We start from the raw sequence: 11,041 nt of genomic DNA on the forward strand, positions 1-11,041 counted from the left end.
CTGAAGTGGAGGGGCCGCGCACCTACCGGTGCGCGGCCCCTTCGCCGTTTCCGGAACGGGTACCGTCAACCCATGATGGACAGTGAGGCCGGGTACGACCGCAACAGTGAGGACGAGGCACAGCGTCTCGACCGGCACTGGAACGAACTGCTGCAGGAACTGCGGCTGGCGCAGACCGGCACGCAGATCCTGTTCGCGTTCCTGCTCAGCATCGCCTTCCAGGCCAAGTTCCAGGAGGCGGACACGTTCACCCACGACGTGTACGCCGGCACCCTGGTCGCCTCGGCGTTGGCCGTCGGCCTCTTCCTCGCGCCGGTCTCCTTCCACCGGCTGGTCTACCGGCAGAAGCTGCGCGACCGGATGCTGCCGATCGCCGGTCACATGGCCTCGGCCGGCCTGGTCTTCCTGGTCCTCGCGATGGCCGGTGGCGTCCTGCTGGCGCTCGACGTCGTGTTGTCCCGGACCGTCGCGATCGTGGTCACCGCGATCGTGCTGGCCTGGTTCACCCTGTTCTGGTACGTCATCCCGGCCTGGGTGCGCGGTAGGGCCAACGGGGAATGACCTCGGCCGCCACGGTCTCCAGCACGTCGACGGATCCGGCGTACACGCCCTCGCTGCGTGGCCAGTGGGTGATCACGTCGGTGAAGCCGAGTTCGGCGGCGCGGCCGACCACGTCCTCGAAGGCGTCCACGCTGCTGAGCGAGTAGCGGGCCGAGTCGAGGGCGAGGTAGCGGTCGAACGGCCGGCCTTCGAGGACGTCGTCCAGCCGGCGACTGAGGTCGACCACCGTCGCGAACCAGGTGTCGAAGTCCGCCGACTTCACCCCGGTCGTCACCCAGCCGGCGCCGTACCGGGTCGCCAGCTCGAGTGAGCGCGGCCCGTTCGCCGCCATCACGAACGGCACCCGCGGCTGCTGGACACACCCCGGCACCGTCCGGCCGTTGCGGGTCTCGTAGTACTCGCCCTTGAAGTCCACGCCGTCGGTGGTCAGCAGCCTGTCGAGCAGTACGACGAACTCCGTGAACCGGTCCACCTTCTGCCGCGGGGTCAGGTCGTCGCCGCCCTGGATGGTGGTGTCGATCCCGCCGCCGGAGCCCAGACCGCACAGGAACCGGCCGTCGGACACGTCGTCGAGCGCGAGGATGTCCCGGGTCAGCGCGAGCGGGTGCCGGAAGTTCGGCGAGATGACGAAACTGCCGAGCCTGATCGTCGACGTCGCCAGCGCGGCCGCGGTCAGCGTCGGCGTCGTCCCGTACCAAGGCGAGTCCTGCAGCCCGCTCCAGGTCAGGTGGTCGTAGGTCCAGGCGTGGTCGAAACCGAGCTCCTCCGCCCGCCGCCACCGCGGTGCGGCGTCCTTCCACCGGTATTCCGGCAGGATCGTGATCCCGAAGCGCATGACCGCACCCTAGTGCCCCACCGGGCAGTTAGTACGGTGGGATCACGGCCCGACCGGTGTGGCCGAAACCACGATTGTTGCGTTTTGCCACGATCTTCGACACGGTCGTAAGGCAGCACACCTACCCAGCGGAAACGGAGGCGCGCCGAAGCGAGGCGTGATTCACCTGTGGCCATCGACACCGACAGCCCGACAGCGAACACGAACCCGGACCATGCACAACACCCTGCGATCGCAGCACCACCACCGCCCGGCAGCCGAAGTCGCGGCTCGGGCCTCGACCGCGTCGTCTTCGGCGTCACCGCGGTCATCGCCCTGGCGTTCGTCGCCTGGGGCTTCGCCGACGCCACCGGACTCGGCTCGGCGTCCACCTCGGCGCTGACCTGGGTCGAGACCAACACCGGCTGGCTGTTCGTCCTGCTGGCCTCCGCCTTCGTCGTCTACGTGCTCTGGCTGGCCGCCAGCCGGTACGGGCGGATCCCGCTCGGGCGCGACGACGAGGAGCCCGAGTTCAAGACGGTGTCCTGGGTGGCGATGATGTTCAGCGCCGGCATGGGCATCGGCCTGATGTTCTACGGCGTCAGCGAACCGCTGACCCACTTCACCAGTCCCCCGCCGGGCACCGTCGAGGCCGGCTCACCGGCCGCGCTCGAGACGGCGATGGCGACCACGCTGTTCCACTGGACCCTGCACCCGTGGGCGATCTACGCGGTCGTCGGCATAGCCATTGCCTACGGCACCTTCCGGCGCGGGCGGTCGCAGCTGATCAGCTCCGCGTTCGCGCCGCTGCTCGGCCGCCGGACCGAGGGGCCGATCGGCAAGGTCATCGACGGGCTCGCGATCTTCGCCACGCTGTTCGGCTCGGCCGCGTCGCTCGGACTCGGTGCGCTCCAGATCGGCTCCGGCGTCCAGATCCTGGGCTGGCTGGACCGGACCGGCAACGCGGTGCTGGTCGGCGTGATCGCGGTCCTGACCGCGGCGTTCGTCGCGTCCGCGGTGTCCGGGGTCGCGAAGGGCATCCAGTGGCTGTCCAACATCAACATGGTGCTGGCCGTCGTCCTGGCGTTCTTCGTGTTCGTCGCCGGCCCGACCGTGCTGATCCTCAACCTGGTGCCGACCGCGATCGGCGACTACTTCCGCGACCTGGCCGACATGGCCGCGCGGACCGAGGCCAGCGGCGGCGACGCGATGGCGAAGTGGCTGTCCGGCTGGACGGTCTTCTACTGGGCCTGGTGGATCTCGTGGACGCCGTTCGTCGGCATGTTCATCGCCCGGATCAGCCGCGGCCGGACCATCCGCCAGTTCGTCACCGGCGTCCTGCTGGTGCCGTCCCTGGTCAGCCTGGTCTGGTTCTGCGTCTTCGGCGGTACGGCGATCGACCTGCAACGCGGCGGGACCGACATCGCCGGGCAGTCGACCACCGAAGGACAGCTGTTCGGCGTGCTCGACCACATCCCGCTGAGCGCGGTGACGACGATCGTGGTCGTCATCCTGGTCGCGATCTTCTTCGTGTCCGGTGCCGACGCGGCGTCGATCGTGATGGGCACGCTCTCGGAGCGCGGGGCGATCGAGCCGAAGAAGCCGCTGGTGATCTTCTGGGGCGTGCTCACCGGTGCCGTGGCGGCGGTGATGCTGCTGGTCGGCGGTGGTGGTGACGAAGCATTGACCGGCCTGCGGAACATCACGATCGTCGCCGCGCTGCCGTTCGCGGTGGTGATGGTCGGGCTCGCGGTGGCGCTGGCCAAGGACCTGCGGACGGATCCGTTGATGTTGCGGCACGCGATCGGCTCGGAGGCGGTCGAAGCCGCGGTCATCGAAGGTGTCAGCAACCACGGTGACGACTTCTCGTTGGTTGTCTCCGGCAACGGCCACGACGCGGCCGGCACCGACGTTCCGGAGTCGCCGCAGGCCCGCGGCGAGATACCACCCCCGAAGGGCGAGGTCCGGCCGCAGGACTGACGCCGTCGTGGCCGGCGGGGTTGTTGCCCGGTGGCGAACCGAACCACACCACCGGGCGAACAGTCCGCCGGCCACAGCAAGCGGAGTGTTGACGGTTGGCGCCGTCGCCACGATGATGCCTACCGGACATCCGATGAGTTGCTTGAACAGTCGCCCATGGACGAGCCAAGCGGGTTCGTGAGCATCCCGTGTCCGGTCCGTGTTCGGCGGGAAGCGAGGACACGAATGAGCACAGGTACGGACCCCTCGGCCACCGATCCCTACACGCTCACCTCCGACGGCGTCAAGGAGCCCCCGATCGGCTGGCGCGCCAGCCTGAGGTACTTCGGCCCGGGCCTCATCCTCAGCGCCTCGATCGTCGGGTCCGGGGAGCTCATCGCAACCACGACGCTCGGCGCCCAAGCCGGTTTCGTGATTCTGTGGATGGTGATCTTCAGTACCTTGGTGAAGGTGGCTGTGCAGATCGAACTGGCGCGCTGGACCATCGCCACAGGTCAACCTGCCCTCACCGGATACAACAAGGTGCCACCGCGGCTCGGGCGGGTCGGCTGGGTGAACGTCCTCTGGATCGTCCTGGCGTTGTCGAAGCTGCTTCAACTCGGCGGTATCATCGGCGGCACCGCGGTCGCCCTCAGCATCCTGGTGCCCTTCGGGGAGCCGCTGGGCACGACGTCGTTGACCGTCTGGACAGTCGTGCTGGTGATCGTCAGCATCGCCATGCTCTACTCGAGCAAGTACAGCTTGATCGAGCGCGGTGCCGTCGTCCTCGTCGTGGTCTTTTCAGCGGTCACCATCCTGATCGCTCTCGGTCTGCCCTTCACGCCCTACGCCTACGGCGCGAGCGACATCGCCGGCGGCCTCACCTTCATGATCCCGGCGGGTGCGCTCGGCGCCGCGATCGCGATGTTCGGCATCACCGGTGTCGGTGCGGACGAGATCACCTTCTATACCTACTGGTGCGTCGAGAAGGGGTACGCCCGCTGGGCTGGACCGAACGACGGCAGCGAGGCATGGGCCCGCCGGGCCAACGGCTGGATCAAGGTGATGTACAAAGACGCCTTCATCTCGTGGTGCATATACACTTTCGGCACGCTCGCGTTCTTCATCATGGGTGCCGCAGTGCTGAACCCCCAGGGCGTCGTACCCAAGGGCAACGACCTGATCACCGCACTGTCGCGGATCTACACCGACACGCTCGGCGAATGGGCCAACGTCCTCTTCCTCATCGGCGCGATCGCCGTTCTCGGGTCGACGATGTGGGCGTCGATCCCGAGCTGGTCGCGGATGTACAGTAACGTGCTGGCCACCCTTGGCTTGTTCGACTGGCAGGACCCGGTCGCCCGGCTGCGCTGGATCCGCATCTTCACCGTCGCACTGCCGATCCTTTGGGGTACTGCCTACCTGACGATCCAGTCACCGGTGATCATGGTGCAGATCGGCGGCGTCATGACGGGTGTGTTCCTCGTCGCGGTCGTCATCGCGGTGCTGTACCTACGTCGCGCCGAGACCGATCCGAGGCTCTACGGCACGAAGTCTTTCGCCGTCCTGCTGACGGTCAGCAGCGTCGCCATCGCACTGCTGGGCGTCTACACCTTGCTGCAGGTCTTCGGCCTGCAGATCGGCTGACCCCCGGCGCCAGGGAACCTTGCAAGTCATCCTCGAACTGTGCGGCGCGCACGCATCGTTTCGTGGTAGCCAGTGGTTCACACGGTGCTTCGACGCGAGCGTCACCGGGCCGGCGTCGGGAAGGTGGCCAGGGCGTTCGTGCCGATGCTGCCCAGCCAGACGCGGCCGTCGCGCTCGCGGACACCGGTGGGCATGCGGAACGCGGGGTGGCGACCGCGGAGATCGTGGACCAGCGTGCCGTTGTCGTCGTAAGCCTGGATCTCGATGACGTCGGCGGCTTTCGGCTTCAGCGCCTCCGGCAGGTTCCACACAATCGTCCGCAGGAACGGCTGCTTCGGCAGCAGGAAGTCCAGCAGGGCGTTCCGCGGTGAGCCGATCGTCACCCAGGTCAGGCCGTCCGAACCGCGCGCGATGTTGTCCGGCAGCCCGGGGATCGCGGCCGCCGGCTCGGGCTCCGCGCCGTCCGTGGTGAGGTCGAGCTTCCAGAGCCCGTACGTCCCCGACTCGGCCCAGAACAGCGTACGGCGGTCGCCGCTGAGCGCCACGCCGTTCGGGAACGCCCGGCCGGTGGCCAACCGGGTGAGCTCGCCGTCGGGGCTCAGCCGGTACACGCTGCCGGTCGTCGAGTGCTCGAGCAGGTCCGCCATCCACTCGTCGACGCCGAACCGCGTGGACGAGTCGGTGAAGTAGATCGTCCCGTCGGGCGTCACGTCCGCGTTGTTGCAGAACTTCATCGGCCGGCCGTCGACCTCGGACAGCAACGTCGCGATCCGGCCGTCCCGGTCGAGCGTCAGCAGCCCGCGGTGGGCGTCACAGACGAGCACCTTGCCGTCCGGCAGCCACTCCAGCCCGAGCGGGCGGCCGCCGGTGTCGGCCAGCGTCGTGATCGTCTCCCCGTCCGCGCTGACGCGCAGGATGCGCCCGTCGTACAACCCCGTGAGCACGCTGCCGTCCGCGTCGATCAGCGTGTCCTCGGGGCCGTGCCCCGGCAGCGCGACCGTCTCGACCTCGATCTTCGCCGGCTCCCGGCGCGGTCCCGCCGCCGGAGGCGTCCACCGGACCGGAGCAATCCTCGACTTCATCCGCCGACCCTAGCGCCGGAGCGGAAAGAAACCGTAAACGCAGTGCGCGACAGTGCCCGAGTCAGGTTGATCCCAGCAGGAGGTCCGGTCATGTTCACGCTCACCCAGGTCATCGAAGCGCCGCCGTCGGAGGTGGCTCGCGCCTTCACCGAGCCGGAGGCGTTCGCGGCGTGGTTCGTCGCGGAAGGTTTCGGCACGCCGTCCGACCGCGTTTCGGTCGACGCCCGCCCGGGCGGTCTGATCTCGGCGGTCTTCGTCGGTCCCGACGGCGCGGAAGTGCCGTTCAGCGTGCGCTTCGGCGAGATCGACCTACCGCGTTCGGTGGTCCTGCATGTCGACGATCCCGAGGTCGTGACCGTGCGGTTGGACGAGGTCGACGGCCGCACGCACCTCGAGTACGAGAGCACAGGCGCGCCGGCCGATCACGAGAGCACCCTCAGGGCAGGCGTCGCGGCGATGCTCCGACGGATGGCAGCGTACTTCGCCTATCCCGGGTAGATGCCGGGCGTCGCGGGCGGTGGGGGTGTGTAGTCGGGGACGTCTCCGTTGGTGGCGCCGAGGAGGCGGCGGGTCAGGGTGTCGCGGGAGGAGAGCAGTTCGGCGACGGCTGTGCGCAGATGGTCGGCATCCGGTGGCGTGCCTGCTTCCGCGGCCAGCAGGACGGTTCGCCGGACCAGCTCCTTCATGAACGATGCCGTCGTACCTTCCGTCTGGGCGACGAGCTCGCCGACCACGGCCGGTCGCAGGTCGAGGCCCGGGCCGTAGAGGTTGAGCAGGCGGGCTCGGCCTTCGGCGTCCGGCAGCGGCACCTCGACGGCCAGGTCGACCCGGCCGGGGCGCTGCATCAGCGCCGGCTCCAGCAGGTCCGCCCGGTTCGTGGTCAGCAGGAACGCGACGTCGGCGTCCTCCGCCAGGCCGTCCATCTCGTTGAGCACCTGGAACAGCAGCGGGTTCTCCATGCCGTGCGAGAAGTCGCGGGCCTCGGCAACCAGGTCGCAGTCCTCCAGCACCACCAGCGCCGGCTGCAGCAACCGCGCCAGCGCACACGCCTGCGAGATGAACCCGATGCTCGTCCCGGCGAGCAGTACGACAGTGAACGACGGCAGCCGCGACAGCAGGTACCGCACCGTGTGCGTCTTGCCCGTGCCCGGTGGACCGTAGAGCAGCACACCGCGACGCAGGTGCTGGCCGGCGGCGAGCAACGTCTGCCGGTGGTCGGCGATCCCGATCACCTCGCGCTCGACCCGCTCCAGCACCCCGTCCGGCAGCACGACGTCCGCACGGGTGATGCCCGGCCGTGGATGCAGCCGGAACGGGCCCACGCCCTGCCCGAACTCGTGGCCCTCGAACGACACCACCTTCCCGCGGAAGATGTTGTGCTCGCGGATCAGCTCCGGCAACGCGTCGAGGAGGCTGTCGGCCGCCTCGGTCGCCAGCACCTCCAGATCGACCCGCATCCGCCCGTACTGCGGATTCGCCGCCCGCAGCAGGGCGACGTACCGGCCCTCGCCGCGGACACCTAGGTAGAACCCGAACGCGACGCAGTCCATCTCCTCGCCGACGTCGATCGGCAGCCGCTGGTAGTCGACCGCCCCGATGCCGAATCGGTCGTACTGCGCGAGCTCCAGGAGCTCACCGAGCGAGTGGTGACCGCGGTTCGACCCGGCGAGCCCCAGCAGCTCGTGGGAGTCGAACCACGCCTCGACCGCGAGCTGCACGTTCGGCAGGTCGTACGACGGGAAGTTCGCCGAGACCACCGGGACCTGCTCGGGCTCGACCCCGAGATGGTCGCGCAGGCGGTCCCGCAGGCTCTCCCGGTCACCACCGGCCCGGCGCTGCTGCATCCGCTCCAGGAACCCGGTGAACAACCGGGCGAACTCGTCGATCTCCGCGTCGTCAGGCATCGCGTCGTACCCCCAGGGTGTTCGTATACCGGGCTGATCCGGAGGGTCCTCCGCAACGCCGGATAGGATCTCCACCATGACAGACTTCGAGTCCACCGACCGTCCGTACGCCGCCTTCCCGGTGCGGATCGGCCTCCAGGTCCAGCCCCAGCACGCCCAGTACGCCGACATCCGGCGGACCGTGGCCGCGGCCGAGGAGATCGGCGTCGACGTGGCGTTCAATTGGGACCACTTCTACCCGCTGTCGGGTGAGCCCGAGGGCCTGCACTTCGAGTGCTGGACCATGCTGGCGGCCTGGGCGGAGGCGACCGAGCGGATCGAGTTCGGCGCGCTGGTCACCTGCAACTCCTACCGCAACCCCGACCTGCTCGCCGACATGGCCCGCACGGTCGACCACATCAGCGACGGCCGGCTCATCTTCGGCATCGGGTCCGGCTGGTTCGAGAAGGACTACGACGAGTACGGCTACGAGTTCGGTACGGCGGGCGGCCGGCTGGACGCGCTCGGCGAGGCGCTGCCGCGGATCGAGCGGCGCTGGGCCAGGCTCAACCCGCGGCCGACCCGGGACATCCCGGTGCTGATCGGCGGCGGCGGCGAGAAGAAGACGCTGAAACTGGTCGCCCAGCACGCGAACATCTGGCACGGCTTCGGCGACGCCGAGACGATCGCGCACAAGCACGCCGTCCTCGACGAGCACTGCCGGACGATCGGCCGCGACCCGGGCGAGATCGAGCGGTCGGCCGGCGTGGGCAACAAGTCGCCCGAGGACATCGGCAAGTCGATGCTCGACGTCGGCACCCGGCTGTTCACCGTCTCCTCGTCGGGCCCGGACTACGACCTCGGACTCCTGCGCGACTGGGTCGCGTGGCGCGACGAGGTGAACGGCGAGTAGAACCCGGCGGCCGGGTGGCGGCAGCCACCCGGCCGCGGGCTTCCGCGGGACAGCTAGGATTCCCGGCATGTCTACGTTGCCTGCGAACGGTTCGGTGCGGCCCATCACCCGATGGGGTGCGGACGTCATGCACCGGCTCAATCAGCCCGTGACGGACTTCGGCGGCGCGTTGCAGACGCTGGTCGCCGACATGGTCGCGACGATGAACGCGGCCGAAGGTGTCGGCCTGGCAGCGAACCAGGTCGGCGTGGACCTGCAGGTGTTCGTGTTCGACTGCCCGGACAAGGACGGCAACCGGGTCCAGGGCGTCGTCTGCAACCCGGTGATCGAGCTGCCGGAGGGCAAGGACCGCCGCCTCGACGAGGGCGACGAGGGCTGCCTGTCCCTGCCGGGCGCGTTCACCAAGTGCGCGCGTCCCGACTTCGCCCGGGTCACCGGGGTCGACCAGCACGGCGAGCCGGTCGTGTTCGAGGGCACCGGCCTGCTGGCCCGCTGCCTGCAGCACGAGACCGACCACACCCAGGGCACGGTGTTCGGCGACCGGCTCTCCCGCAAGTACCGCAAGCGCCTCTTCGCCGAGGCCGAGGATCTGGCCCCGGACTACCCGTCGGACTGGCCGGTCTCCCCGATGGTCGAGCACGAGGACCACCACGAGGAGACCCCGGCGACCTGAGGTCGTCTGGTTCCGGGAAGGGCCGGGATCGCCCCGGTAGGCCAGGATCGCCCCGGTCGGGCCTGGTCGCCCCGGTAGGCGCCGCCGGGCTGGTCGCGCGGTTCGGGCCGTTCGTCCGGCGTGAGTTACCAGCGTGCCTTCGGCAGATCGGCGAGGATCGCCTCGACCGACTCCTCCGGGGTCAGGCTGGTCGTGTCGAGCCACAGACCTCGGCGTGGCGTGTTGTCGACGTACGTCTGGAAGGCTCGGACGGCGTCGATCAGCCCGCCGGCCGAGCCCTGCCAGTCGCGGTACGCGTTGCCGCCTCCGCGGCCGAGCTCGCGCTCGACCACCGACTCGACGGACGGCGTGAGCATCACCAGGTACGGATCGACGCCGTGGAGCCTGGCGAACCAGCGCTCGACGTCGTCCTCGAAGATGTTGTCGCTGCAGACGAAGTCGAAGCCGGCGTCGGCGTAGTGCTGGGCGATCAGCGCGGAGGCGTCGTAGCGCAGTTGCAGTTGGCGCACGGCCTCGGGTGACGGATCGGGTGTCATGTCGGCGCCGCCGGCCACGACGCCGTGGTAGAACACGTCGCCGTCGAGCGTGGCCGCGGGCGGACCCAGGCGACCGGCCAGCAGCGGCGCGATCGTCGACTTCCCTGCGGCCTGCATCCCGGTGACGAGTACTACCTTCGGCATGCCCCCATCACATCATCCGCGTCCACCGCTTTACCGACGTGTCGCGTAGAAGGCGACCGCCGCCGAGGACGCCACGTTGAGGGAGTCCACACCACCGGCCATCGGGATGCGGACGGTCAGGTCTGCCTGGTCGAGCACGTGCGGTTTGAGGCCGTGCCCTTCGGTGCCGAAGAGCAGCGCCAGCCGATCGTCCTGTCGTGCGGTGAGTTCGTCGAGCGTGATCGAGTCGTCGGTGAGCGCGAACGCCGCCGCGACGAAACCTCGCTGCCGGAGGGTTTCGAGATCACCCGGCCAGGAGGTCAGCCGCGTCCACGGCACCTGGAAGACGGTCCCCATCGACACCTTGATCGAGCGCCGGTACAGCGGATCGGCGCACGTCGGCGTGACCAGGACCAGCTCGACGCCCATTGCCGCGGCCGCGCGGAACCCGGCGCCGACGTTGGTGTGGTCGACGATGTCGTCGAAGATCGCGATCCGCCGGACGTCCCGGTCGAGCAACTCGGTCAGCGGGACGGCCGGCCGACGCTTGTACGACGCCAGCGCGCCGCGGTGCACGTGGAAACCGGTGACTCGCTCGGCGAGTTCCTCCGAGACGACGTACACCGGGGCCTCCGGCCACTTCGCGAACACGTCCTCGAGCGAATCGAGCCAGCGCGGGGCGAGCAGGAACGACCGTGGTTCGTACCCGGCCTCCGCGGCTCGCCGGATGACTTTGTCGCCCTCGGCGATGAACAGCCCGTGCTCCTCCTCGATCAGCCGCCGCAGACTGACCTCCCGGAGCCGCACATAATCCGCCAACCGCCCGTCCCCCGGCTCATCCACCGGAACC

The 11,041-nt window shown here is 69.2% G+C and carries 11 protein-coding genes; 6 read left to right on the top strand and 5 right to left on the bottom strand.

The window, feature by feature from the left end; genetic code table 11:
* Window positions 1-72 precede the first annotated feature (72 nt).
* Window positions 73-561 (top strand): DUF6328 family protein, encoded by a 489-nt coding sequence (locus tag E1218_RS32295; RefSeq protein ID WP_132326839.1) that lies wholly within the window; start codon window positions 73-75, stop codon window positions 559-561.
* Here the strand turns inward: E1218_RS32295 and E1218_RS32300 are convergent.
* The gene (locus E1218_RS32300; RefSeq protein WP_132326840.1) at window positions 521-1,396 is read right to left on the bottom strand and encodes an LLM class flavin-dependent oxidoreductase; all 876 of its coding nucleotides are present in this window, start codon (window positions 1,394-1,396) and stop codon (window positions 521-523) included. The two genes, E1218_RS32295 and E1218_RS32300, sit on opposite strands and share 41 nt — an antisense overlap.
* 168 nt (window positions 1,397-1,564) lie before the next feature.
* Here E1218_RS32300 and E1218_RS32305 point away from each other — a divergent pair, with 168 nt between their 5' ends.
* Together E1218_RS32305 and E1218_RS32310 are read left to right on the top strand one after the other, a co-directional pair.
* On the top strand, window positions 1,565-3,355 hold the full coding sequence (locus E1218_RS32305; protein WP_132326841.1) for a BCCT family transporter: 1,791 nt from the start codon (window positions 1,565-1,567) through the stop codon (window positions 3,353-3,355).
* Window positions 3,356-3,580: 225 nt separating this feature from the next.
* The gene (locus E1218_RS32310; protein ID WP_132326842.1) at window positions 3,581-4,981 is read left to right on the top strand and encodes an Nramp family divalent metal transporter; all 1,401 of its coding nucleotides are present in this window, start codon (window positions 3,581-3,583) and stop codon (window positions 4,979-4,981) included.
* Window positions 4,982-5,082: 101 nt separating this feature from the next.
* Here the strand turns inward: E1218_RS32310 and E1218_RS32315 are convergent, their stop codons facing one another.
* The gene (locus tag E1218_RS32315) at window positions 5,083-6,063 is read right to left on the bottom strand and encodes an SMP-30/gluconolactonase/LRE family protein (RefSeq protein ID WP_132326843.1); all 981 of its coding nucleotides are present in this window, start codon (window positions 6,061-6,063) and stop codon (window positions 5,083-5,085) included.
* Window positions 6,064-6,153: 90 nt separating this feature from the next.
* On the opposite strand from E1218_RS32315, the gene E1218_RS32320 reads away from it, so the two are divergent.
* Window positions 6,154-6,561: an SRPBCC family protein gene (locus tag E1218_RS32320; RefSeq protein ID WP_132326844.1), complete on the top strand. Its 408-nt coding sequence runs from the start codon at window positions 6,154-6,156 to the stop codon at window positions 6,559-6,561.
* On the opposite strand, the gene E1218_RS32325 is transcribed toward E1218_RS32320, so the two are convergent.
* On the bottom strand, window positions 6,549-7,967 hold the full coding sequence (locus E1218_RS32325; RefSeq protein ID WP_132326845.1) for an AAA family ATPase: 1,419 nt from the start codon (window positions 7,965-7,967) through the stop codon (window positions 6,549-6,551). The genes E1218_RS32320 and E1218_RS32325 overlap by 13 nt on opposite strands.
* A 76-nt stretch (window positions 7,968-8,043) precedes the next feature.
* On the opposite strand from E1218_RS32325, the gene E1218_RS32330 reads away from it, so the two are divergent.
* Both E1218_RS32330 and def read left to right on the top strand, forming a co-directional pair.
* Complete coding sequence (locus E1218_RS32330) at window positions 8,044-8,859, top strand: LLM class F420-dependent oxidoreductase (protein ID WP_132326846.1); 816 nt, start codon at window positions 8,044-8,046, stop codon at window positions 8,857-8,859.
* 67 nt (window positions 8,860-8,926) lie between these two features.
* On the top strand, window positions 8,927-9,532 hold the full coding sequence (def, locus tag E1218_RS32335; RefSeq protein WP_132326847.1) for a peptide deformylase: 606 nt from the start codon (window positions 8,927-8,929) through the stop codon (window positions 9,530-9,532).
* A 125-nt stretch (window positions 9,533-9,657) separates the two neighbouring features.
* On the opposite strand, the gene E1218_RS32340 is transcribed toward def, so the two are convergent.
* Together E1218_RS32340 and E1218_RS32345 are read right to left on the bottom strand one after the other, a co-directional pair.
* The gene (locus E1218_RS32340; RefSeq protein ID WP_132326848.1) at window positions 9,658-10,212 is read right to left on the bottom strand and encodes a phosphotransferase-like protein; all 555 of its coding nucleotides are present in this window, start codon (window positions 10,210-10,212) and stop codon (window positions 9,658-9,660) included.
* 30 nt (window positions 10,213-10,242) lie between these two features.
* Window positions 10,243-11,041, bottom strand: a 799-nt coding sequence (locus E1218_RS32345) for a TrmH family RNA methyltransferase (protein ID WP_233712613.1), incomplete at its 5' end; no start/stop codon positions are given.

Origin of the sequence: Kribbella turkmenica, from assembly GCF_004348725.1 — a bacterium.
Taxonomy (GTDB): domain Bacteria; phylum Actinomycetota; class Actinomycetes; order Propionibacteriales; family Kribbellaceae; genus Kribbella; species Kribbella turkmenica.